Source organism: Microbacterium luteum (assembly GCF_015277875.1).
Taxonomy (GTDB): Bacteria; Actinomycetota; Actinomycetes; order Actinomycetales; family Microbacteriaceae; genus Microbacterium; species Microbacterium luteum.
The window spans coordinates 277985-303052 of sequence record NZ_CP063814.1; the positions used below are offsets into that span (position 1 = coordinate 277985).

General features: G+C 71.1%; 17 protein-coding genes. 9 read left to right on the plus strand and 8 right to left on the minus strand.

Annotation, left to right across the window (positions count from 1 at the left end; genetic code table 11):
* Positions 1-8 precede the first annotated feature (8 nt).
* The gene (locus tag IM777_RS01360; protein ID WP_194384338.1) at positions 9-830 is read left to right on the plus strand and encodes a hypothetical protein; all 822 of its coding nucleotides are present in this window, start codon (positions 9-11) and stop codon (positions 828-830) included.
* Positions 831-846: 16 nt separating this feature from the next.
* Here IM777_RS01360 and IM777_RS01365 read toward each other — a convergent pair whose 3' ends face one another.
* From IM777_RS01365 to IM777_RS01390, 6 genes are all read right to left on the minus strand, one after another.
* Positions 847-1419, minus strand: a complete 573-nt coding sequence (locus IM777_RS01365) for an ECF transporter S component (RefSeq protein WP_194384339.1) — start codon at positions 1417-1419, stop codon at positions 847-849.
* Positions 1416-2300 carry a siderophore-interacting protein gene (locus IM777_RS01370; protein ID WP_194384340.1) on the minus strand — a complete coding sequence of 295 codons (885 nt, stop codon included), beginning with the start codon at positions 2298-2300 and terminating at the stop codon, positions 1416-1418. Before IM777_RS01370 ends, IM777_RS01365 begins: the two co-directional genes overlap by 4 nt.
* 25 nt (positions 2301-2325) lie before the next feature.
* Positions 2326-3174: an energy-coupling factor transporter transmembrane component T gene (locus IM777_RS01375; RefSeq protein ID WP_390178590.1), complete on the minus strand. Its 849-nt coding sequence runs from the start codon at positions 3172-3174 to the stop codon at positions 2326-2328.
* Positions 3171-4937, minus strand: coding sequence for an ABC transporter ATP-binding protein (locus IM777_RS01380; RefSeq protein ID WP_194384341.1), 1767 nt, complete (start codon positions 4935-4937; stop codon positions 3171-3173). The genes IM777_RS01375 and IM777_RS01380 overlap by 4 nt, the downstream gene beginning before the upstream one ends.
* Before the next feature lie 347 nt (positions 4938-5284).
* Entirely contained in the window at positions 5285-6553 is a 1269-nt protein-coding gene (locus IM777_RS01385; protein ID WP_194384342.1) for a cation:proton antiporter, read from the minus strand.
* Between the two features lie 166 nt (positions 6554-6719).
* A complete protein-coding gene (locus tag IM777_RS01390; RefSeq protein ID WP_071045840.1) occupies positions 6720-7274 on the minus strand; it encodes an ECF transporter S component in 555 nt (184 codons plus the stop codon).
* 144 nt (positions 7275-7418) lie between these two features.
* Between IM777_RS01390 and IM777_RS01395 the strand changes: the two genes are divergently transcribed.
* The gene (locus IM777_RS01395) at positions 7419-11000 is read left to right on the plus strand and encodes a S8 family serine peptidase (protein WP_194384343.1); all 3582 of its coding nucleotides are present in this window, start codon (positions 7419-7421) and stop codon (positions 10998-11000) included.
* 58 nt (positions 11001-11058) lie between these two features.
* Here the strand turns inward: IM777_RS01395 and IM777_RS01400 are convergent, their stop codons facing one another.
* On the minus strand, positions 11059-12060 hold the full coding sequence (locus IM777_RS01400; protein WP_194384344.1) for a pirin family protein: 1002 nt from the start codon (positions 12058-12060) through the stop codon (positions 11059-11061).
* 7 nt (positions 12061-12067) lie between these two features.
* A complete protein-coding gene (locus IM777_RS01405) occupies positions 12068-12388 on the minus strand; it encodes a GNAT family N-acetyltransferase (RefSeq protein WP_071045834.1) in 321 nt (106 codons plus the stop codon).
* 87 nt (positions 12389-12475) lie between these two features.
* Here IM777_RS01405 and IM777_RS01410 point away from each other — a divergent pair, with 87 nt between their 5' ends.
* The 7 genes from IM777_RS01410 to IM777_RS01440 all read left to right on the plus strand — a co-directional run bounded on the left by IM777_RS01410 (position 12476) and on the right by IM777_RS01440 (position 25055).
* Positions 12476-14989, plus strand: coding sequence for a DEAD/DEAH box helicase (locus IM777_RS01410; protein ID WP_194384345.1), 2514 nt, complete (start codon positions 12476-12478; stop codon positions 14987-14989).
* A gap of 201 nt (positions 14990-15190) precedes the next feature.
* Complete coding sequence (locus tag IM777_RS01415; protein WP_194384346.1) at positions 15191-15730, plus strand: DUF1697 domain-containing protein; 540 nt, start codon at positions 15191-15193, stop codon at positions 15728-15730.
* 187 nt (positions 15731-15917) lie between these two features.
* Positions 15918-17894: a DNA helicase RecQ gene (gene recQ / locus IM777_RS01420; RefSeq protein WP_194384347.1), complete on the plus strand. Its 1977-nt coding sequence runs from the start codon at positions 15918-15920 to the stop codon at positions 17892-17894.
* Between the two features lie 63 nt (positions 17895-17957).
* Positions 17958-19733: a glycoside hydrolase family 3 protein gene (locus IM777_RS01425; protein ID WP_228480899.1), complete on the plus strand. Its 1776-nt coding sequence runs from the start codon at positions 17958-17960 to the stop codon at positions 19731-19733.
* A gap of 177 nt (positions 19734-19910) precedes the next feature.
* Complete coding sequence (locus IM777_RS01430) at positions 19911-22025, plus strand: acyl-CoA dehydrogenase family protein (protein WP_194384348.1); 2115 nt, start codon at positions 19911-19913, stop codon at positions 22023-22025.
* A 36-nt stretch (positions 22026-22061) separates the two neighbouring features.
* Entirely contained in the window at positions 22062-22634 is a 573-nt protein-coding gene (locus IM777_RS01435; protein ID WP_071045152.1) for a DNA-3-methyladenine glycosylase I, read from the plus strand.
* Positions 22635-22694: 60 nt separating this feature from the next.
* Complete coding sequence (locus IM777_RS01440) at positions 22695-25055, plus strand: ATP-binding cassette domain-containing protein (RefSeq protein ID WP_194384349.1); 2361 nt, start codon at positions 22695-22697, stop codon at positions 25053-25055.
* Positions 25056-25068: the final 13 nt, after the last annotated feature.

The following is a 25068-nucleotide window of genomic DNA, read 5'->3' on the forward strand; positions in this document are numbered from 1 at the left end:
TTCCCGCGATGGACAGCGATACCCGTGGCGAGCTGCACCGCCTCCGCGCGCGAGCCTACGGGCACGCCGCCGACATCCACGATGATCCGGTCGCACTCGCCCGGCTGCAGGAGCTCGAGGAGCTTCACGCGAGTTCCTCGCCGATGCATGAGTCCGAGATCGATTCTGAACCCGTGCCTGAGCGGGATGCCGCCGTGTCCCGCGGTGCGGAGACCGCGGCCGCCGTCGTACCGCCGTCGACGGGAGCGGCCGATGACCGGGGCGAGCTCTCCGAGGCGTCGGAACCGGAGCAGCGGGCACGCACACGGCGCGACCGGCGTCGACCGCGAACGCCGCGCCGGGATCGCCTGATCTGGGCGGCATCCGTTCTCATCGCCGGGAGCGCGTCGGCGGCGATCACCTACGGAGCGGTCGCGATCACTCCGGTGCCGGTCTCATCCGGAGCCCCGCAGATCGACGATCTCGAACCGGCCGACGTCGCACTGCCCGCCGGTTGGATGGGCGCGGGGCCGAGTTCGGCGGTGTTCGAGTTCTCCGGACTGACGGCGTTCGAGACGGCGAGCGGCATGGGATGGAGCAGCGGGACCGGCGAGTGCCTGATGATCGTGCGCGACGACCAGATCCCCGCCGACGACGAGGCCGACGGCGGGTCGTACTCCTTCGAGGGGCCGGTGTACTCGGGGTGCCGCGTCGGCGTGTTCCCGGCGACCGTCGAGGTCCCCCTCGATTCGAACGCGCCGGAGGAGCTCGCCGCACGGTTCCCCGACGGTGTCGCCCTGCAGTTCGTGCTTGACGAGGATCGGCTGGGCGTCTACCTCGACGGCGAATGAACCTGCTTGCGACGTCTCAGTGCTGCCCGGCGGGACCCGCGCCGCGGCCCATGCCGCGCGATGCCAGGCCGCGCCGGCGCGCGAGCTTCGCGACTCCCGCCTTGCGCAGGCGGTCGCCGATGACGACCCCCAGGCCCGCGCCGATCAGACACGAGGCCATCGTCAGGGCGAAGAACGCGATCTGCAGGCCCGGTGCCAGCGACCCGAGGTCGAACGACGCCCAGGACAGCAGCGGGTACACGATGCCGACGACGACCGCGCCGGCGAGGTACTGCCACGTCTTCCAGGATCGGTAGAGCACGGCGAGGAACGGCAGCTCGATGAAGAACGCCCACCACAGGCTCGCGCCGAGGAACGGGAAGGCGACGAGCCCCGACAGCAGCCCGACCAGGATCGCGGTTCCCGGGCGCTCGAGCAGGCGCATGCCGACCGCCGCCGGCAGCAGCCACAGCCCGGCGCCGGCCACCGAGAAGAAGGGCGCCACGGCGAAGACGGCGCTCGAGATCCATCCGGCACCCCACAGCAGCACGCCGCCGGCGACCCCGATCGCCGCGCAGGTGAGCAGGTAGACGGTCGAGACGCGGCTCATTCGTGCGCTTCCGCTGCCGACGCGAGCTGCGCCTTGGGGGTGGGTGAGGATGCGCCGACGCGCCAGTATCCGCAGAAGCTCACGAGATCCTTGTCGAGGCCGCGGTCACCGACCAGATGCCGGCGCGCATCGGTCGGCAGCGCCTGCTCGCCGACGACGTATGCGTGGAACGGCGCAGCGAGGTCGCTCTCGGGCAGCGTGCGCAGGGCCGACAGGGCGAGGGTGCCCGGCTTCTCGTCGCCCTCGCGCACGATCCACCGCACGTCTATGCCGGCCGGATGCGGGAACGACAGCGCATCGTCCTCGCCCGGGATCTCGATGAGCGCGATCCCGGTCGCGTGGGCGGGCAACGACGCGCACACGCCGGCGACGGCGGGAAGCCCCGTCTCGTCGGCGGCCAGCAGCACGCGCTCCGTGCCGCGCTCGGGGTTGAAGGCGAGGCCCTCGTCGATGATCACCACGCTCTCGCCCGGCTCGCAGGTCTCCGCCCACCGTGAAGCGGGTCCGGCGGTGCCGTCGGCCGCCGAGCCGTGCAGCACGAAGTCGACGTCGATCTCGGCGCCTGCCGTCGCGGTCGCCGCACGATAGGCGCGCACGGTGTAGTTGCGCATGACCGGGCGCATACCGTCGGGAATCCGCAGGTAACGCAGATACCCGAACAGCTTGTTGGCCTTGGCGGGGATGCGCTCCAGGCCGTCGTTGCCGCCGAGCGGCAGGAAGATGCGGAACCACTGGTCGTAGCCCATCGGCGTGAACCGGTCGATCTCGGCACCACCGAGCGTCACGCGCACCCAGTGCGGCGAGAGCCGCGCGGTGCGCAGCACGGTGAGGCGGATGAGGTCCTGCGAGGCGGGCTTGACGAGGCGGCCGGCGCGGGCCATGGAATGCTCCGTTCGGTCGGGGCGCTCAGGCGAGCGTCCAGGGCGAGGTGGTGGCGAACACGGCGGTGGACACCGCGAGGAAGGCGAGCACGAAGACGATGTCGCGGGCGCGGAACGGCACGAGATGCCGCTCGGTGCGATCCGGATACGCGCCGAAGGCGCGGGCATCCATCGCCAGAGCGACCCGCTCGGCGTGCCGGATGGCCCCCGCCAGAAGCGGCACGATGTAGCCCGCCCAGCGGTGCACGGCGGCGATCGGCCCGCGGCCGCCGTGGCTGCCCCGCACGCGATGCGCCTGGCGTATGATCTCCAGTTCGTAGCCGAACCGCGGCACGAAGCGGAACGCGGCCAGCGCGGTGTATCCGATGCGATACGGCACCCGGAGCTGCTGCACGCCCGCACGCACGAGATCCGGGCCCGTCGTCGAGAGGCCGACGATCAGCGCGAGGGAAACGATCGCGGCGACCCGGGCGCCGGTGGCCAGTCCCACCAGCATCGCGCCGCCGTACATCGTCCAGCCGCCGATCTGCCACAGGACCACGCTCTGATCCACGCCCGACGCGTCGGTCCAGATCGCGAACCCGACGCCCATCACGAGCGCCGCGACCGGAACGAGCACGAGGAGTGCGACCAGCCGCCGCGTGAACCGCACGCCGATCAGCAACACGATCGCGGTGAGGGCCACGAACGCCAGCGGGGTGGCGAGATCGCGCACGAAGACGAGCAGCACCATCGCCGGCACGGGTGCCAGGAGCTTCGCGAGCGGATTGATGCCGTAGAGGAACCGCACCGGCGACGCGGGGCGAAGCGCGGCGTACGGGTCGACCTGCACCGCACCGGTCTGCGCCTGCGGGATCGTGAGCGGCTCGGTCACCTCTCACCCCCGGGCAGGTCGGCAAGCCGGGCCACCCCGGCGAGGTCCGGGTGCGACGCGAGGCCGTGGAGGGCGCGACGCAGCGACGGCATCCGGAGCCCGGTGCGCTCGAGGAGCGCGTCGTCGGCGAACACGTCGGCGGTGGCGCCGTCGGCGGCGATGCGGCCGGCGTCGACGACGACCATCCGTTCGGCGTGCTCAGCGACCAGCTGCATGTCGTGCGTCACGACGAGGATCGTCGTGCCGTCCGCGCGCAGCTCGGCGAGCAGGCGCAGCAGCTCGTCCGCACGGGCGCGGTCCTGGCCGAAGGTGGGCTCGTCGAGGGCGAGCACGGGGGCACCGCCGATGAGCGCCGTGCCCACCGACAGGCGCCGCTTCTGTCCGCCCGAGAGCAGGAACGGATGCGCATCCGCTCGCTCGCTCAATCCGAACCGGGCGAGCATCTCGTCGACGCGTTCCCGAACCGCCGCTTCGTCCACGCCCGTTCGGCGCAGGCCGTGCGCGAGCTCGTCGTAGACGGTGTGGGCGATGAACTGGTGCTCGGGGTTCTGGAACACGAACCCGATCCGGGAGGACAGCCGCCGCGGGTCGACGCGCGCGATGTCGGCGCCGTCGACGCTCACCGATCGGCGGGGCGGGCGGATGACGCCGGCGATCGCCTGCACGAGCGTGGTCTTGCCGGCGCCGTTCGCGCCGACGATCGCGACGAACTCGCCGCGTCGCACCTCCAGGTCGACGCCGTGGAGCACGTCGGTGCGGCCGCGTCGCACCTCGAGGCCGCGCACGCGCACCACCGGATCCCCCGTGGCGCGCGTCGCGGCGGGAGCGGATGCCTCGCGCGGCGCGGCGACCGGCGGGGTCGCCTCGAGGGCATCGCGAAGTTCCGCGGGCGTCAGGGGAAGGGGGGCGAGCGCGTAGCCCGCGCGGCGCAGGCGCAGCGCCGCGAGCGCGGAATGGGGGAGCCACACCCCGAGGCGGTGCAGCTCGTCGGCGCGGCGGCGCAGCACGTCGTCGACGTGACCGTCAGCGAGGAGGCGCCCTGCCGCATCCAGCACCACGACGCGATCGACGAAGCCGATGGCGGCGTCGAGGTTGTGCTCGACCAGCACGATCGCCCGGTCGCCGGCCGCGACGAGGTCGCCGAGGGCCGCGTAGACCTCGTCGATGCCGCGCGGATCGAGGTTCGCGGTGGGTTCGTCGAGCACGAGCAGCGGCGAGCCCATCGCCAGCGCGCACGCGATCGCCAGGCGCTGACGTCCGCCGCCGGAGAGCCGGTCGGGGTTCTCCCGGCGCCGGTCCCACAGGCCGACGCGGCGCAGGGCCGCCTCCGCGCGGGCGAGCACCTCGGCGACCGGGAGCTTCAGGTTCTCGGGTCCGAACGCCACCTCGTCGAGGAGTGTTCCGGTGACCAGCTGCGCATCCGGGTCCTGGAACACCATGCCCACCCGCGTGCTGAGCGCGGCCACCGTGGTCGCGGAGGTGTCGACCCCCTCGATGCGCACGGTGCCGTCGACGCTTGCCGGCAGCGCGTGCGGGATGAGGCCGTTCAGCGCCAGCGCGAGGGTCGACTTTCCCGACCCGCTCGGACCGAGCAGCAGCACGACCTCGCCCGGGGACACGTCGAACGTGACCGACGCCGGCGTCGCGACGCGCGCCTCGTCGTGCGTGATCGCGACCTCGTCCAGGTGCGCGAGCGGCTGGCCGACGACCTGTCGGACCGCCGGCGCGGCGGACCGGTCGCTGTCGGCACGGACCACGGGCATCCCCTTCGGGATTCGGGACGTCTTCGACCGCTGCACGGCGAAGTGAGGTCTTCCTAACTTAGCTCACCCTCATCCCCTCCCGCTGGGTGCCGGCCGGGCTGGCGCGCGCGAGCGGCCCGTCCCGCGTGAGCGGCCGTCGCGCGCGAGCGGCCGTCGCGCGCGAGCGGCCGTCGCGCGTTCCCGACGTCGGAGATTCGGCCCGATGTCGGAGAGATCTGCCCGAATCCTCCGACATCGGCGCGATTCTCCGACATCGGCGGGGCTGGATGCAGGTGGCCGGGTGGGGTGCGGGTCGGGTGCGAGCTGGGGCTGGATGCAGGTGCCGGGCGGCGTGAGGGAGGGGCAGGTCAGGGGGTGGGGTGGTCGTGGCGGCGGCGTGGCACGCGAGTGGGCACCGACTCCGCCGCGAGCGGGTCGGTGGATGCGCGCTGCCGCGCCCAGCGGTGATACCGGCGGATGAACGGCACCGACGTGAGGGCGTGAAGGGTGATGCTGAGCGCGATCGTGGTCACGATCGTCGGGATGACGACCTCGTCGTCGGGGACCCCCTCGCCGATCGCGATGAGGAGGAACACGAGCGAGGCGAGCCCGCGGGGTCCGAACCAGCCGATGAAGGCCACCGTGGGCAGTCCGACATGCCGGCCGGCGAGCGCGAGGGCGACCGGCAGCATCCGCACGACCGTCAGACTGAGCACCGCGTACAGCGCCACCTGCCAGGTGATCAACGGGAGCGCCAGTGTGACCGCGACGGCTCCGAAGATCACCCAGGTCGCCGCGGCGAGGAGGTCGCCGGCGCTCTCGGTGAACACGCCGACCTCGGTGCGGGGCGATCCGACGATGCGCCCGAAGGTGAGGCCGCCCACGAACGCCGCGATGAAGCCGCTGCCCCCGAGCGCTTCGGCGATCGCGAGCGCGAGGATGGCGGCGACCAGCGGCAGGATCTGCCGCCACCGGCCGTCGATCCACCCCTTGGCCGAGGCGAGGCGGAACAGCGCCCCGCCCGCGACGCCCGCGATCACGCCCGCGAGAAGTCCCCATCCGATCTGCTCGGCGATGCTCACCGCGACGGCGGACGGGATGCTCGACTCCAGCTCGGCGTTGGCCACCGACACCGCGACGAGGAACAGGGGTACGGCGATCCCGTCGTTCAGTCCGCTCTCCACGTCGAGTGCCTGACGCACCCGGGGCGGGACCGCGCTGTCCTCCACCACGCGCTGGCCGAGCGCGGCATCCGTCGGCGCCAGCATCACGGCGATCATGATCACCGAGATCACCGCGATCTGCGGGAAGAGCGCGAGGCCCACGCCGATGCCGGCGAGCACGGTCAGCGGCAGGCCGACCAGGAGCAGGCGGCTCGGCCACTCGAGCTGGCGGCGCAGCGCCCGCAGATCGATGCGCATCGCGTCGCTGAACAGCAGCAGCACGAGGGCGATCTCGGCGACGCGTTCGGCCCCGGACGGATCGATGTCCAGATCGAAGGCCGAGGGCAGGGTGAGCCCGGTGACGACCCCGGCGACAGCCAGGAACAGAGCCGCCGTCACGCCGCGCTTCTGCAGCGGCCCCGACAGCGCGCTCCACACGGCCAGGGCCACGAGCACGACGAGCACGGCGATCACCCTCGGACGCTATCGGACCTCGCGGCGCCCGGCCGGCCGCCCCCGCCGACGTCGGAGAATCACGCCGATGTCGGAGGATTTCGGGCAGATCCTCCGACATCGGGCCGATTCTCCGACCTCCCGGGGTGAGGGTGCGGATGCGCGGGGCGAGCGAAGGGAGGGGGCGTCAGCGGCGGCGGGCGGTGCGGCCGACGCCGGCGCGGCGGAGGGCCTCGCCGATCGCGACGGCAACGGCCGTCCAGGCGACCGGGCCGACGATGAACATCGCGATGTAGACCACCTGGGCCCACGGGGCGAAACGGCCGAGGTCGGCGACCAGCGCGATCGGCACGGCGAGCACGACGCCGACGATGACGGCCGAGACGAAGTAGCGCCACCTCTCCCAGTGGCGGTACCGCCCGATCGCGGCGATGAGCTCCTGCAGCCCCCCGATGAGGATTGCGGTGCCGATGTAGCGCCCGATCCATGGCGGCACGAACGCGCTCGCGACGAGGGCGGCGAGCACGTGGGAGATCAGCGCGACCCAGGGCATCCGCAGCAGCACCTGGGCGATCACGCCGGGCAGCACGTGCACGCCGAGGACGAGTCCGTAGAGCACCGGCACGGCGGCCGACACGAGTCCGCTGACCGCTCCGGCGCCGGCCGAGACGGCACCGGTCGCGACGCCGATCGCGGCGCAGGTGAGCAGAACGCTCGTCGAGATGCCGGATCGGGGGGACACATGCCCAGCGTAGACCTCTCCTCTCATCGGTTTCTCACGCGACGACCGTTCCCTGGGAGGGAACTGTGAGTTACGTTTGTGCGCACTGCGCGCCGACGATGCCGCGCAGTCCTTCCCATCCCTTCCCCGTTGGGAGCTCACTGCATGAGCCGAAACACCCTGAGAGCGGCCGCGGTCATCACCGTCGCCGCCCTTCTCACCGGAACCACCGTCACGACCGCCTTCGGCGCGACCGGATCGGAGGAGGTGAGTCCGCCCACCCCGATCGACTCGCCGACCGGCACCTACATCGTGCTGCTCGAAGAGGATCCCGTCGCCACCTATGACGGGGGCGAGCCGGGACTGCGCGCCACCACGCCCGCAGACGGCGAGAAGCTCGACACGCAGTCGGCCGAGGTGAAGGAGTACGCCGGCTACCTGCAGGAGCGGCAGCAGGATGTCGCGGCCGAGACCGGCGTCAGCCCCGAAGCGACCTACCAGATCACCCTCAACGGGTTCAGCGCCAAGATGTCGCCGCAGGAGGCCGCGAAGGTCGCCGGTGCCAAGGGCGTCGTCGGGGTGTATCCGGACGAGATCCGCCACCCCGTCGCGGTGCCGTCGACGGAGTTCCTCGGTCTCGAGGGGGCCGGTGGCGTGTGGGAGTCGCTCGGGGGAACGGATGCCGCCGGCGAAGGCGTCGTGGTCGGTGTCGTCGACACCGGCATCGCCCCGGAGCACCCGTCGTTCGCGGGTGAGCCGCTGAGCGCGACACCGGGCGACGAGCCCTACCTCGACGGCGACGACGTCGTGTTCGCCAAGGCCAACGGCGACGAGTTCCGCGCCACGCGGGTGACCGGTCAGGACTGGGGCGTCGAGGACTACTCCACGAAACTCATCGGTGCGCAGTACTTCTCCACCGGTGCCGCGAGCGCCGGATTCGACTTCGGCTCCGACTACCTGTCGCCGCGCGACGGCGACGGCCACGGGTCGCACACGGCGAGCACCGCCGCCGGCAACGCCGGCGTCGACGCCTCGATCGAGGGCATCGACTTCGGTGCCGTCTCGGGTGTCGCGCCGGCCGCGAAGGTCGCGGCGTACAAGGCGTGCTACGTCGGGCCCGACCCGCTGGTCACGACCGACGACATCTGTGCGCTGAGCGACCTGCTCGACGCGATCGACACCGCCGTGAACGACGGCGTCGACGTCATCAACTACTCCATCGGAGGTGGCGCGGCCACCACGACGTGGTCACCCGACGACCAGGTGTTCTTCAACGCCGCCGTCGCCGGGGTGTTCGTCTCGGCGAGCGCCGGAAACTCCGGTCCCGACGCGTCGACCGCCGACCACGCCGCCCCCTGGTACACGACGGTCGCCGCGTCGACCATCCCGACCTGGGAGGGCACGGTCTCGCTGCCCAACGGCTTCCTCGAAGCCGGCGCGTCGGTGACGGTGCCCTTCGGCGAGTCGCTCACCGCCCCCGTCGTCTACGCCGGAGACATCCCGGCGGAGGGGGTCTCCGCCGCCGACGCGGCGCTGTGCTACCTCGACTCTCTCGACCCCGAAGCGGCCGCCGGCGCCATCGTGGTGTGCGACCGCGGCGTCATCGCCCGCGTCGAGAAGTCGCAGGCGGTCGCCGAGGCGGGCGGTGTCGGATCGATCCTGGTGAACGTCACGCCGGCATCCCTCGACAACGACTTCCATTCCGTGCCCACGGTGCACCTGCCCGACACCGTGCGGGAGCCGCTGCTGGACTACGTGCGCAACACCCCCGACGCCGAGGCCACTCTCATCGGGGAGAACACCACGGGCGAGGAGACGCCGGTGCCGCAGATCGCAGGATTCTCGAGCCGCGGACCGATGCTCGCCGACGGCAGCGACGTCATCAAGCCCGACATCGCGGCCCCCGGTGTGGCGATCCTCGCCGCCACCCAGAACGGTGCGACCGAGGACCCGACCTTCGGCATCCTCTCGGGAACGTCGATGGCCGCCCCGCACGTGGCCGGCCTCGCCGCGCTCTACCTGACCGCCAACCCCGGTGCGACACCCGACGAGGTCAAGTCGGCGATGATGACCACGGCGTCGAACACCGTGAACGCCGACGGCTCGGCTAACCTCGATCCCTTCGCGCAGGGCGCCGGCCAGGTGGAACCGACCGACTTCCTCGACCCGGGCGTGCTCTACCTGAACGGCCCGGTCGACTGGGCGGGCTTCGTCGAGGGCACCGGCAACTGGGACTTCGGCGGCATCGATCCGATCGACCCGAGCGACCTGAATCTCGCGTCGCTCGCGATCGGGACGCTGTCCAAGGAGCAGACGGTCACCCGCACGCTCACGGCCACGCGTCCGGGCACCTACACGGTCGAGGCCTCGATCCCCGGGGTCGACGTGTCGGTCTCGCCCGCGAGCCTCACCTTCGGCGCCGCCGGCGAGCAGCAGTCGTTCGAGGTGACGATCAGCAACGCTGACGCTCCGGTGGAGCAGTGGGCGACGGGCTTCATGACGTGGACCGGCGATGACGGCACGACGGCGCGCTCGCCGCTGGCCGTGCGTCCGGTCACCGCCGATGCCCCCGCCGAGGTCTCCGGCACGGGCATCGCCGGATCCACCGAGGTCACCATCGACTCGGGCGTCTCCGGCGAGCTGCCGCTGAACCTGTCCGGCCTTGCTCCGGTCGAGCTGCTCACCGACCCGGCCAACCCGGTCGAGGGCCACACCGGAGACGAGAACTCCGGCGACGCCGACGGCAACGTGTTCTGGTTCGCGGATGTGGCCGAGGGCACATCCCTCGCCCAGTGGACGCTCGACTCGTCCGACGACGCAGGGAGCGACCTCGACCTCATCGTGTACCGCGTGGTCAGTCGGGAGGACACCCGCTACTACGAGCAGTTCGTCTCGGCGACCGCGTCGGCCGACGAGCAGGTCAGCCTCATCGCGCCCACCGCCGGAACGTACCTGATCGTGGCCAACATGTACTCGATCACCCAGCCCCTCACGTGGGACCTCACACAGGCGCTGGTCACTCCGGAGGGCGAGGGTTCGCTCACCGCGACACCGAACCCGCTGCCGGTGACCCGCGGCGAGCAGGCGACGTACGCACTGTCGTGGACGGGACTGCAGGCTGAGACGTCGTACCTCGGCGTGGTGCAGTACGGCGAGTCGCAGGTGCGCACGATCGTGTCGGTGGATGCCGGGGCGGCCGCCCCGGAGGCCGTCACGGCGCCCGAGATCACGGGTACCGCGAAGGTCGGACGCACCCTCGAGGTGACGCCGGGCGAGTGGGACCCCGCCGACGTCGAGCTGACGTACCAGTGGCTGCGAGACGGCACGGCGATCGAGGGGGCGACATCCACGACCTACACGGTGACGCGCGACGACGTCGGCACGGCGCTGTCGGCGCGGGTGACGGCCAGCGCCGAGGGTAACGCCAACGCGGGCACCGCGCTCAGCAACGAGGTGTTCGTGAAGGTGGGCTCCGACACCGAGGTGTCGATGAACCGCTACATCGGCACGTCGAAGCACGACTACACCGTGACGGTGGAGGTCACGGTCGATGACGGGTCGGTCGCCGACGGCACGGTGGAGGTGTGGGTCGGTTCCACGAAGCTGACCGGCACGCTCGCCGACGGTGCCGTCAGCTTCGACCTGCCGAAGCAGAAGAAGGGCATCAAGGTCGTGATCGCCACCTACACCGGCAGCGACACCGTCGCCCGCTCGGTCGGGGTGAGCGGCTTCCTCGTGCTCCGCTGACGCTGTCGACGAAGCGTCCGGGCCGTGCGTGGTCCGGGCGCTTCGTCGTCTCCGGAGGTCAGAGGCGCCGGCGGCGGCGGGTGAGCCGCACCTTCGGCAGCGGCGGGGCGGGGATGCGCTCGTCGCCGTGGCCGACGACCTCGCCGAAGCGCTCGCCGTGGGCCTCCCACGCATCGCGGGCCTCGACGATCTCGTCATGACTGCGGCCGACGAAGTTCCACCACATGACGATCTCGTCCTCGAACGGGGCACCCCCGATGAGGAACAGCCGCGCCCCCGCCGCAGAGGCGACGCGCACGTGATCGCGCCGGGTGCCGAGGTAGAGCATCCGCTTGTCGTCGAGCGCGACCGTGTCGGCACCGTCGATGCGCGCGGGGGAGACGTGCACGCTCGCGTCGCCGTCGACCGCGATGAGCGCGTGCTCCCACGCCGCCTCGAGGGGGATGCGCACGGTCGCCCCGGCGGGGATATGCAGTTCGGCGCCGACGATCGGCGTGTAGACGGATGCGGGCGAGGCGACATCGCCGAGGCGTCCGAGCACGACCGTCGCCTCGCCGTCGTCTCCGGTCTCGGCCGCCAGCGGCAGCGTCGGCAGATCCTTGTGACGCTCGAACGCGGGAGCACCGTGGCGACGCGACTCGGGGAGGGCGACCCACAGCTGCAGGGCATCGAGGTCGACGGCGTCGTCGCCGTGCGAGTACTCCGAATGGGCGATGCCGGCGCCGCTGGTCATGAGGTTCAAGGCGCCGCGACGCACCATCACGTCGCTGCCGACGGTGTCGCGGTGGCGCACCTCTCCGACGAACGGCCACGTCACGGTCTGAAGCCCGATGTGCGGATGCGGCTCGACGCGCATCCGCGTGCGCTGCGGCCCGAAGCGGTCGAGGAAGCACCAGGCGCCGACCAGTGGCAGTTCCCGCTGCGGCAGCGCCCGGAAGACGGCCATCGCGCGGACCCCGCCCAGCGGCACCTCGCGCGAGGTCATCACGACGGCGCGCGGCCCGTCGCACTCCGCGGCGCTCTCGGCCACGACCTCGCCGGCATCGTCCAGACGCGTCATGGTCGTCTCAGGCGCCGGGCGCGCCGTGCGGCCAATCGACCGACAGCCCCTCGACGGTGTTCTCGCCGAGGTACTTGGTCACGAACGGGCACCGGGGCACGATCGTCTCGTCGCGGGCGGCGATGTCCGCGAGCGCGTCGGCGACGAGGATCGACGCGAGGCCGCGTCCCTTGAACGCGGGGTCGACCTCGGTGTGAACCATCTGCAGGCGACCGCGGTCGTCGGCCTCCCAGCGGGTGAATCCGGCGAGCACGTCGCCCACGTGGATCTCGTAGCGGGATGCGGCGTCGTTTCGGGTGATGCGCGGGGTCTCGGAGGTGTCGGTCACGGGGGTTCCTTCCGTCGCTGGGACAAACGTACGTCCGGTGCACGCGATTCCGCGAGGGTCGAGATCCACCCGTGACAGAGTGGGGGAATGTCGTCGCTGCTCGAGCTCGTTCCCGTCGGCGCCGATGAGGACACCGTCTACGACGGCTTCGTCTCGTGGGCGGAAGCCCGCGGCATCCGCCTCTACCCGGCGCAGGACGAGGCGGTCATCGAACTCGCCGCCGGGTCGAACGTGATCCTGTCGACCCCCACCGGCACGGGCAAGTCGCTCGTCGCGATCGCCGCGCACGCGGCCGCCCTCGCGCGCGGGGGCGTCACGTTCTACACCGCGCCCATCAAGGCGCTCGTGAGCGAGAAGTTCTTCGCCCTCGTGGAGGTCTTCGGCGCCGGGAACGTCGGCATGGTCACCGGCGACTCGTCGGTCAACCCCGACGCGCCGATCATCTGCTGCACGGCGGAGATCCTCGCGAACCTCGCGCTGCGCGAGGGCGCGGACGCCGACATCGACCAGGTCGTGATGGACGAGTTCCACTACTACGGCGATCCCGACCGCGGCTGGGCGTGGCAGATCCCGCTGCTGCTGCTCCCCCGCGCGCAGTTCCTTCTCATGTCGGCCACCCTCGGCGACGTCACCGACCTCGCCGCCGACCTGGAGCGGCGCACCGGGCGCCCGGTCGCGCGGGTGACCGGAGCCGTGCGGCCGGTGCCGCTGCACCACTCCTATGAGCGCGTCCCCGCCCACGAGCTCGTCACGAGGCTCCTCGACGAGCGCGAGGCCCCGATCTACATCGTGCACTTCTCGCAGGCGGCCGCGGTCGAGCGTGCGCAGGCGCTGTCGAGCGTGAAGGTCATCACGCGCGAGCAGCGGGATGCGATCGCCGACGCCATCGGAGGGTTCCGCTTCACGACGGGGTTCGGCAAGACCCTGTCGCGGCTCGTGCGCGCCGGCATCGGCGTGCACCACGCTGGCATGCTGCCGCGTTACCGACGCCTGGTCGAGACGCTCGCCCAGCGCGGACTGCTGCGCGTCATCTGCGGCACCGACACGCTCGGCGTCGGCATCAACGTGCCGATCCGCACCGTGGTCATCACGGCGCTGGCGAAGTTCGACGGCACCAAGATGCGTCAGCTCAGCGCGCGGGAGTTCCACCAGGTCGCCGGGCGCGCGGGGCGCGCGGGCTACGACCCCTACGGCAACGTCGTGGTGATGGCCCCCGACTGGGAGATCGAGAACGAGGCGGCGCTGCGCAAGGCCGGGGACGACCCCGCCAAGCGCAAGAAGATCGTGCGCAAGAAGGCGCCGACCGGGGTCGTCAACTGGGGCCTCGGGTCTTTCGAGAGGCTGGTCGAAGCCGAGCCGGAGCCGCTCACCTCGCACCTGCAGCTGACGGCGGCGATGCTCATCAATGTGATCGGGCGCGGCGGCGACGTGTTCGGGAACATCCGCTCGCTCGTCTTCGACAACCACGAGGCGCCGGCCCGTCGCTACGCTCTCGCGCGGCGCGCCCTCGCGATCTTCCGCACCCTCGTGGCGGCCGGCATCGTGCAGGTCGACCGCGAGGATGCCGCCGCACCGCGCATCCGGCTCACCGTCGATCTGCAGCCGAACTTCGCCCTCAACCAGCCCCTGTCGCCCTTCGCACTCGCCGCGATCGGCCTTCTCGACCCGGACGACGCACCGGGCGCGGCCGGCACGGGGCACTACGCCCTCGACGTCGTGAGCGTCATCGAGGCGACGCTCGACGATCCGCGGGCGATCCTGTCGCAGCAGGAGTACAAGGCGCGCGGCGAGGCGGTCGGCGCGATGAAGGCCGAGGGGATCGAGTACGAGGAGCGCATGGAGCTGCTCGAGGAGGTCACGTACCCGAAGCCGCTCGCCGAGCTGCTGGGCGAGGCGTTCGAGACGTTCGCGTCGAGCCAGCCCTGGGTGCGCGATTTCGAGCTCGCCCCCAAGTCGGTCGTGCGCGACATGTTCGAGCGCGCGCTGTCGTTCGGCGAGTTCGTCTCGCTCTATCAGCTGGGCCGCAGCGAGGGTCTCGTGCTGCGCTACCTCAGCGACGCCTACCGGGCCATCACCCAGACGGTGCCGATGGATGCCCGCACCGACGCGCTGCTCGACGTCATCGAGTGGCTCGGCGAACTCGTGCGACAGGTCGATTCGAGCCTCGTCGACGAGTGGGAGGCGCTGGTGAACCCCGCCGCCGATCCGGAGGCGCCCGTCGTGCCGCCCGCGCCCCCGTCGGTGCTGGACAATCGTCGCGCGTTCGTGGTGCTGGTGCGCAACGAGCTCTTCCGCCGCGTGCAGCTGGCGGCGCTGCAGCGCGACGACGATCTGGTCGAGCTCGACCCCGAGGTCGGCTGGCCGGATGTGCTCGACCGCTACTTCGCCGAGCACGACGAGCTGCTCACCGGCGGCTCGGCGCGGTCGCCGCGCCTCGTGACGATCGACGAGCAGCCCGCCGAGGGGGTGTGGCGCATCGAGCAGACCCTCGACGACCCCGCCGGCCACCACGACTGGCGCATCCGCGCCCACGTCGACCTCGCCGCCTCCGAGGAGGCGGGTTCGGCCGTGGTGATCGTCGACGAGGTCCTCCGCCTCTAGCCCCGTCCCGCCCCGCTCCGCCCCGCCCGGGCCTTGCCCCGCTCCGCCCCGTCCCGCCGTCCCACCCCGCCCGGGCCTTGCCCCGTTTCGGTTCGCCTGTCACCGGATGCCGGAAACAGCGCCGGTGGCGACATCCTGTGACAGGTGACCGCGATGTGTGCCCGCTCGCGGGCCGGGGGAGCGCAGTGTCAGAGTGGACGAGTGACGACGTACCTGGCGTTCCTCCGCGCGGTGAACCTCGGGGCGACGCGGAAGTTCCCGAAGGATGCGCTGCGCGCCGCCGTCGAGTCGTGCGGCTTCGAAGAGGTCGCCACGCACGGCAACACCGGCAACGTGCGCTTCGGGTCGGGGATGCGTTCGCGGCCGCGCATCGAGGAGCAGCTCGAGCGCGCCTTCCTGGCCGACCGGGGATTCGAGGTGCCGGCCATCGTCTTCTCCGTCGCCGAGTTCGCCGCGATCGCGGCCGAGACGGCGAGGCTGTCGGCCGAGAACCCCGGGTTGGCGCGTCACTACGTCTACCTGCTCAAAGACGAGCTCGACACCGCTCAGCTCGAGGCCGTGGCCGCCGCGGCGTCCGACCGGGGCCGGATGGTGGTTCACGGTCGGGTCGCGCACGCCCTCCTCGAACCCGGGTACGAAGACGGCGTGGTGGATCCGCTCGGTGCGGCGAAGCACCTCGGCGTCGGCACCAACCGCAACGCGACGGTCATCGCGAAGCTCGCCTCCCTCTGGCCCGGCTGATCCGCGCGCCCTCCGGAACGCTCGACGTTCACAACTCCTCAGATCCGGCGCCGCGGTGCCGCGAATCGAAGGATTCGGCCGGTTGCCGACGCCTGGTTGAGGAGTTGCGAACGAGCGGGAGGGTGCACCCCCCCCGCGGCTGTCCACAGCCTCGGCGGACGTCGGATGCCGCGGCTACCCTGGTCGGGTGAGTGATCCGCAGGCCGACCCGTACGCCGCATGGGATCCCGACGCCTTCGCCCCGCCGCCCGACGACGAGTTCGCCCCGCCGCCGCCGGAGGAGGAGTGGATGCCGCCGCCCGAGCCCGAGGCGGCGGTCGCGGCATCCGCGCACCGGGACTTCGTCGGCGCCGACCCCGCCGCGGTGCTGCACGAGGTCTACGGCTACGACGCGTTCCGCGGTGAACAGGCCGACATCGTCTCGCACGTGATCGCCGGCGGCGACGCGGTCGTGCTGATGCCCACCGGCGGCGGCAAGAGCGTCTGCTACCAGGTGCCCGCGCTCGTGCGGCCGGGAACGGGCCTGGTCGTCTCGCCCCTCATCGCCCTCATGCACGACCAGGTGGATGCCCTCGTGGCCAACGGGGTGGCTGCGGCCTACCTGAACTCCACGCAGACCCCGGCCGAGCGGTCGGCCGTCGAGCAGGCGTATCTGCGCGGCGCCCTGGACCTCCTCTACATCGCCCCGGAGCGCCTGTCGCTGCCGCAGACGACGGCCTTCCTGCAGCGCGGCCGCCTCAGCGTGATCGCGGTCGACGAGGCGCACTGCGTCAGTCAGTGGGGCCATGACTTCCGCCCGGACTATCTGGCCCTCGGCGACCTCGACGAGCGCTTCCCGGGCGTTCCGCGCATCGCGCTGACGGCGACGGCCACCCCCGCGACCCATCGCGAGCTCACCGAGCGCCTGCGGCTTCCGCAGGCCCGTCACTTCGTCTTCAGCTTCGACCGGCCGAACATCCAGTACCGCATCGAGCCGAAGGTCGACCCGCGCCGCCAGCTCGTGACCTTCATCCGCTCCCAGCCGGAGGGGGCCGCCGGCATCGTCTACGCCCTCAGCCGCAAGTCGGTCGAGCAGACCGCGGCGTACCTCGCCGGCCAGGGGATCGACGCGCTGCCGTACCACGCGGGCCTCGACGCGTCGGTGCGGTCGGCCAATCAGTCGCGCTTCCTGCGCGAGGACGGCGTGGTCATGGTCGCGACGATCGCCTTCGGCATGGGCATCGACAAGCCCGATGTGAGGTTCGTCGCCCACATCGACCTCCCGAAGTCGGTCGAGGGCTACTACCAGGAGACCGGACGCGCCGGCCGCGACGGCGACCCCGCGATCGTGTGGATGGCGTACGGCCTCGGCGACGTCGTGCAGCAGCGGCGCATGATCGACCAGTCGCCCGGCGACCGCACCTATCGCATGCGACTCGGACAGCATCTCGACGCGATGCTCGCGCTGTGCGAGACGGTCGGATGCCGCAGGCAGAATCTGCTCGGCTACTTCGGCCAGGAGTCGCAGCCGTGCGGCAACTGCGACACGTGCCTCACGCCGCCGGAGACCTGGGACGGACTGGTGGCGTCGCAGAAGTTCCTCTCGACCGTGGTGCGGCTGCAGCGCGAGCGCGGCCAGGCGTTCGGGGCGGGGCATCTCATCGACATCCTGCGCGGCGCGTCGACCGACCGCATCCGCCAGCAGGGGCACGACCGGCTCGCCACGTACGGCATCGGAGACGACCTCAGCGATCAGGACTGGCGCAGCGTCGTGCGCCAGCTGCTCGCGCGCGGCATCCTCGTGGCGCAGGGCGAGTACGGCACCCTCGCGCTGGGTGACCCGGCCGCCGCGGTGCTGCGCGGCGAGGCTCCGGTGCCACTACGGCGGGATGTGCTCGGTCGCGGCGCATCGGGCGGCGGGTCGCGGCGGCGCACCTCCGCTGCGTCCGACGCGCTCGCCGACGGCGACCGCGGCCTCTTCGAAGCGTTGCGGGCGTGGCGCGCGGGCGTGGCGCGCGAGATCGGCAAGCCGGCCTACGTGGTGTTCAACGATGCGACGCTGCGGGCGCTCGCCGAGCACCGCCCGGGCAGCATGGCCGACCTCGACGGCATCACCGGCATCGGCGCGACCAAGCGCGACGCCTATGGCGAGGCCGTGCTCGAGGTCGTCGCCGCCGAGGGGTGACCGTGAATATCGAGTGATGTTCGGTTTATCCTGGTGCGAGACCCGCACGAAGGAGTGGTGACCGTGGCTGCCGAGACCGAACGCCCGTGGCTGAACGCCGACCTGTCCGTCGAGGAGCGCGTCGAGCTGCTCCTGTCGGCGATGACCGTGGCCAAGAAGGCAGGACTCTTCTTCCACACGATGATCGCCATCGGCGACCTCGACGAGGACAACCCCGCGTTCGGTCTGCCGGCACCGCGAGAGCTGGTGGCCGGACGGCACATGTCTCACTTCAACCTGCTCGGCGCCGCGCCGACGGGTCGGCAGATGGCCGAGTGGCACAACGCACTCCAGGAACTCGCCGCATCGACTCGACTCGGCATCCCGGTGACGCTGTCTACCGACCCGCGCCACTCCTTCAGCGACAACCCGGGTGCGGCGATCATGGCGGGGCCCTTCTCGCAGTGGCCCGAGACGATGGGGCTCGCCGCGATCGGCGACGAGGAGCTGGTCGAACGGTTCGCCGACATCGCGCGGCAGGAGTACACGGCCGTCGGCTTGCGGGTCGCTCTGCATCCGCAGGTCGATCTCGCGACCGAACCGCGCTGGGCTCGGCAGACCGCGACGTTCGGTGAGGACGCCGATCTCGCCGGCCGCATGGGCGCCGCCTACATCCGCGGCTTCCAGGGGGAGGCCTTCGGGGTCGGCTCCGTCTCGACGATGACCAAGCACTTCCCCGGCGGCGGACCGCAGAAGGACGGCGAGGATCCGCACTTCGCCTACGGCCGCGAGCAGATCTACCCCGGCGGCATGTTCGAACACCACCTGAAGCCGTTCGAGGACGCCTTCCAGGCGGGCACGCGCCAGGTCATGCCGTACTACGGCATGCCGGTCGGCACGGAGCACGAGGAGGTCGGCTTCGGTTTCAACCGGTCGGTCATCACCGGCCTGCTCCGTGAGCGGTACGGCTTCGACGGCCTGGTGTGCACCGACTGGGGTCTCATCACCGACGCCGAGATCCTCGGCACCCCGTTCCCGGCTCGCGCGTGGGGCGTCGAGCACCTCACGCCGTCGGAGCGGATGATGAGGGTGCTGGATGCCGGGGTCGACCAGTTCGGCGGCGAGACGTGCACGGCGCTGCTCGTCGAGCTCGTCGCCGCGGGCGAGGTCGCCGAGGAGCGGCTGGATGTCTCCGCGCGCCGCATCCTGCGTGAGAAGTTCGAGCTCGGCCTGTTCGAGCAGCCCTTCGTCGACGTCGCCGCCGCAGACGAGATCGTCGGCCGGGCCGACTTCCGCGCGGCCGGGGAAGCCGCCCAGCGCGCGGCGATCACGCTGCTCGCCGACAGCGGTGTGCTGCCGCTGCCCACCGGCCGCCGCCTGTACGTCGAGGGCGTCGACCCGGAGATCGCCGCGCGCTACGGCACCGTGGTCGCCACGCCCGCCGAGGCCGACGTGGCGGTGCTTCGCCTCCGCGCGCCGTTCGAGGAGCGCGGGTCGACCTTCGAGAACTTCTTCCACGCCGGCTCCCTCGCCTTCCCCGACGACGTCATCGCCCACGTCCGCGAGGTCGCGCAGGCGGTGCCGACGGTGGTGGATGTGCTCCTCGACCGCCCCGCGATCCTCACGCCGATCGTCGAGGATGTCGCCGCCCTCACCGCCAACTGGGGTGCGAGCGGCGCGGCGCTGTTCGACGTGCTGACGGGAGTCGCCGAACCCCAGGGGCGACTGCCGTTCGATCTGCCGCGCTCGATGGCGGCCGTCGAACGCTCCCGCCCCGACGTGCCCTTCGACACCGTCGATCCCCTGTTCCGGTTCGGCCACGGACTCTCGATCGCGCTGGTCGTCGCGGCTGAGAGCTGACCGCCCGGGTCGCAGGATCGCGGAGGTGTGGGGCGCGCACAATCGTCACGGGTGACCTCGGGCGGTGTCGTTGTGTGGATGCTGCAAGGGGTTTGCCGCATGATTGTGGGACACCTACTGTCAATGGTGTCCGCATCCGATGCGGGCGCCACCCCTCCGACGCCGAAAGGTGATGTCATGGCAGACGTTGCTGTCCGTTCGTCCACGCCCGCAGAAGACAAGCGCACACCCGAGGGCGGTGCGCCGACCGCGCCGCACACCGCGGACGAAGCCCACGAGGCACGGATCGACGTGCCGGCCGTCACGAACGCGCTGCTGGGCACGTGGCGCGAGACCCGCCGGGAGGTGCGCGAGCTGATCAAGGACCCGGTGTTCTGGCAGGAGCCGGGTCAGTCCATGGCGGAGCACCGCGCACGCGTGCTGGAGCAGCTGCACCTCCTCGTCGACAACGACGGCTCGCGCCGTGCCTTCCCCACCGAGTACGGCGGCCTCGAAGACAACGGTGCGAACCTCGCCGGGTTCGAAGAGCTCGTGCTCGCCGACCCGAGCCTGCAGATCAAGTCCGGCGTGCAGTGGGGCCTGTTCGGCTCCGCGGTCTACCAGCTGGGCACCAAGAAGCACCACGATCTGTGGCTTCGCGACATCATCAGCCTCGATCTGCCCGGCGCGTTCGCGATGACCGAGACCGGCCACGGCTCCGACGTCGCCGCCATCGGCACCACCGCGACCTACGATCCCGAGACCGAGGAGTTCGTCATCCACACGCCGTTCCGCGGGGCGTGGAAGGACTACCTCGGCAACGCCGCGCTGCACGGCAAGGCCGCCACCGTCTTCGCCCAGCTGATCACCGGCGGCGTGAACTACGGCGTGCACTGCTTCTTCGTTCCGCTGCGCGACGACGAGGGCGCATTCCTCCCCGGCATCGGCGGAGAGGACGACGGCGTCAAGGGCGGGCTCAACGGCATCGACAACGGCCGGCTGCACTTCGACAACGTGCGCGTGCCGCGCGAGAACCTGCTCAACCGCTACGGCGATGTCGCTCCCGACGGCAGCTACACGTCCGACATCGACAGCCCCGGTCGTCGCTTCTTCACGATGCTCGGCGCCCTGGTCCAGGGCCGCGTGTCCCTCGACGGTGCCGCCACGACCGCGACCGCCCTGGCGCTGAGCATCGCGATCACCTACGCCAACCAGCGGCGTCAATTCGACTCCGGCGCCGGAACCGACGAGGTCGTGCTGCTCGATTACGCCAAGCACCAGCGCCGGCTGCTGCCGCGCCTGGCGCAGGTCTACGCCCAGTTCTTCTCGCACGACGAGCTGCTGAGGAAATTCGACGGCGTCTTCTCGGGTCGCACCGACACCCCCGACGAGCGCGAAGACCTCGAGACCCTCGCCGCCGCCCTGAAGCCCCTGTCGACGTGGAACGCGCTGGACACCATCCAGGAGAGCCGGGAGGCGTGCGGCGGCCAGGGGTTCCTCGCCGAGAACCGCATGGTCGACCTGCACCGCGACCTCGACGTCTACGTCACCTTCGAAGGTGACAACAACGTGCTCCTGCAGCTGGTCGGCAAGCGCCTGCTCGGCGATTTCGCCAAGCAGTTCAAGGGTGCCGATGCCGCCACGCTCGCCCGCTTCGCCGTGGGCCAGACCGCGGGCAAGGTGTTCCACGGCGCCGGACTCCGCCAGCTCGGACAGGCGGTCACCGACTTCGGCTCCACCGCCCGCTCGGTGGAGCTCGGGCTGCGGGGCGACCACCAGCAGGAGCTGCTCACCGACCGCGTGCAGCAGATGATCGCCGACATCGCCGGCCGGCTGCGCCCGGCATCGAAGCTGCCGGCCGACGAGGCTGCGGCGCTGTTCAACGAGAACCAGTCGCAGCTGATCGAGGCTGCCCGCGCGCACGGCGAGCTGCTGCAGTGGGAGGCGTTCACCGACGCGGTGAACAAGACCGCCGATGCGGGCACGAAGCAGGTGCTCACGTGGCTGCGCGACCTCTTCGGACTGTCGCTGATCGAGCGCCACCTCGCGTGGTATCTCATCAACGGCCGCCTGTCCGCGCAGCGCGCGAGCGCCGTCTCGCGCTACATCGACCGGTTGAGCGCGCGCCTGCGTCCGCATGCGCAGGATCTCGTCGACGCGTTCGGGTTCGCCCCCGAGCACGTGCGGGCCCCTATCGCCTCGGGCGCCGAGCAGGAGCGACAGGATGCCGCCGCCGCTCACTTCGCCGCCGAGCGCGCATCCGGTACCGCCCCCGTCTCCGAGAAGTCGCTGCAGAAGAAGAACAAGAAGTAGCCCGGCGCTGTCGTACCCCGAGGCGATACTGGGGGCGTGGCGGAGAGTGTGCGTACCGGTGAAGACGGCATCGTGCGGTGCGGGTGGATCGGCGACGATCCCGAGTACCGTCGCTATCACGACGAGGAGTGGGGCCGGCCGCTGCGCGGTGACCGCCCGCTCTTCGAGAAGATGAGCCTCGAGGGGTTCCAGGCGGGCCTGTCGTGGATCACCATCCTGCGCAAGCGGCCGCGCTTCCGCGAGGTCTTCGCCGGCTTCGACCCGGTCGCGGTGGCGGCGTTCGACGGCGACGACGTCGAACGCCTGATGGCCGACCCCGGCATCATCCGGAACCGCGCGAAGATCCTCGCGACGATCGCGAACGCGGCGATCGTCCGCGACATGGCCGAGGGAGAGTTCGATTCCCTGATGTGGTCGTTCGCGCCGCCTCCGGGACCTCGCCCGCGGACCTTCGCCGAGGTGCCGGCGACCACGCCGGCGTCCGACGCGCTCAGCCGCGAGCTGCGGCGTCGGGGCTTCCGCTTCGTGGGCCCGACCACGATGTACGCGCTGATGCAGTCGGCCGGCATGGTCGACGACCACGTCGAGGGATGCTTCCTGGCGGCGTGATCCGCGACGCGCCGTGTCGGCCGCATGCGCCACACTGAGGGGGTACCGGGAGGAGCCCGCATGTCCGAGGTCGACGCCACACCGCACATCGCCGACTCCCACGACGTGATCCGCGTCGTCGGAGCGAGGGAGAACAACCTCAAGAACGTCTCGGTCGAGATCCCCAAGCGACGTCTGACGGTGTTCACCGGCGTGAGCGGCTCGGGCAAGTCCTCCCTGGTCTTCGCGACGATCGCGAACGAGTCGCAGCGACTCATCAACGAGACCTACCCGACGTTCGTCCAGCAGTTCATGGGACAGCTCAGTCGCCCCGAGGTCGACGCGCTCGAGAACGTCAGCCCCGCGATCATCGTCGACCAGGAGCGCATGGGGTCGAACTCCCGGTCGACCGTCGGCACGGCCACCGACGTGCACGCGATGCTCCGTCTGCTGTTCAGCCGTCTCGGCACCCCGCACGTCGGCTCGCCGCAGGCGTTCTCCTTCAACGTCCCTTCGGTCTCCGGCGCGGGGGCGGTCACCGTGCAGGTCGGCAAGGACAAGGGCAAGAAGGAACGCCGCTCGTTCGAGATCACCGGCGGGATGTGCCCGGACTGCGAGGGGCTGGGTGAGGTCAGCGACATCGACCTCGACGAACTGTTCGACCGCACCAAGTCCCTGCAGGACGGCGCGATCACCGTTCCCGGATACACCGTCGACGGATGGATGGTGAAGGCCTTCACCGAGTCCGGCTTCGTCGACCCGGCCACGCCCATCCAGGACTACACCGAGACCGAACGGCACGACTTCCTCTACAAGGAGCCGACGAAGGTCAAGGTCGGCGGCATCAACCTCACCTACGAGGGGCTCGTGCCCAAGATCACCAAGTCGATGCTGCAGAAGGACCGCGATGCGCTGCAGCCGCACGTGCGCGCGTTCGTCGAGCGCGCCGTGAAGTTCAGCGCCTGCGCGGCCTGCGGCGGCACCCGTCTGAACGAGGGGGCGCGGTCGTCACGGATCGGCGACGTCAACATCGCCGAGGCGGCGGCGATGCAGATCACCGACCTCGCCGCCTGGCTGCGGACGATCGACGATCCCGCCGTCGCGCCGCTGCTGTCCTCGCTGCGTCAGACGGTCGACTCGTTCGTCGACATCGGCCTCGGCTACCTCTCGCTCGACCGGTCGTCGGGAACGCTGTCGGGCGGGGAGGCGCAGCGCACGAAGATGATCCGCCACCTCGGCTCCTCGCTCACGGACATCACCTATGTCTTCGACGAGCCGACGGCCGGACTGCACCCGCACGACATCGCCCGTACGAATCGGCTGCTGCGCCGGCTGCGCGACAAGGGGAACACCGTTCTGGTGGTCGAGCACAAGCCGGAGGTCATCGAGATCGCCGACCACGTCGTCGATCTCGGCCCCCGCGCCGGGCGAGCAGGCGGCGAGGTGCAGTACACCGGAGATGTTGCCGGCCTTCGGGAATCGGACACCCTCACCGGCCGCCATCTGGATCATCGCGTCGCCCTCAAGAGCACGTCGCGACCCCACCGAGGCGCCCTCGAGATCCGCGGGGCGACCCAGCACAACCTCCGAGGGGTCGACGTCGACATCCCGCTCGGCGTGCTCACCGTCGTCACCGGCGTCGCGGGGTCGGGCAAGTCGTCTCTGATCCACGGCAACCTGCCCGCGTTCGACGACGTGGTCGTGGTCGACCAGACGCCGATCAAGGGGTCGCGCCGCAGCAGTCCGGCCACCTACACCGGCATCCTCGACACGGTCCGATCCGCCTTCGCGAAGGCGAACGGGGTGAAGCCGTCGCTGTTCAGCGCGAACTCCGCCGGCGCCTGCATCGCCTGCAAGGGTCTCGGGGTGATCATCACCAACCTCGGATTCACGCAGAGCGTCGAGACGCGGTGCGACCTGTGCGAGGGCAGCGGCTTCAGCGACGAGGTGCTCGCCTACACCCTCGACGGCAAGAACATCCACGAGGTGCTGTCGATGTCGGCGGCCGAGGCCGCCACGTTCTTCCCCACGGGCGCCGCCCACACCACCCTCGCGCGCATGGTCGACGTGGGCCTGGGCTACCTGACCCTCGGGCAGGCCCTGAACACGCTGTCCGGGGGCGAGCGGCAACGGCTCAAGCTGGCGATCTCGATGGCGAAGAAGGGAGCCGTCTACGTGCTCGACGAGCCCACGACCGGGCTGCATCTCGTCGATGTCGACACCATGCTCGCGCTGCTGGACCGCCTGGTGGAGGCGGGGAACACCGTCGTGGTGATCGAGCACCACCAGGCGGTGATGGCTCACGCCGACTGGATCATCGACCTCGGCCCGGGCGCCGGGCACGACGGCGGTCAGATCGTGTTCGAGGGGACCCCGGCCGACCTGGTCGCGTCATCGGACACGCTCACCGCACAGCACCTGCGCACCTATGTCGGCAGGTAGCGCCTCCGCGGGA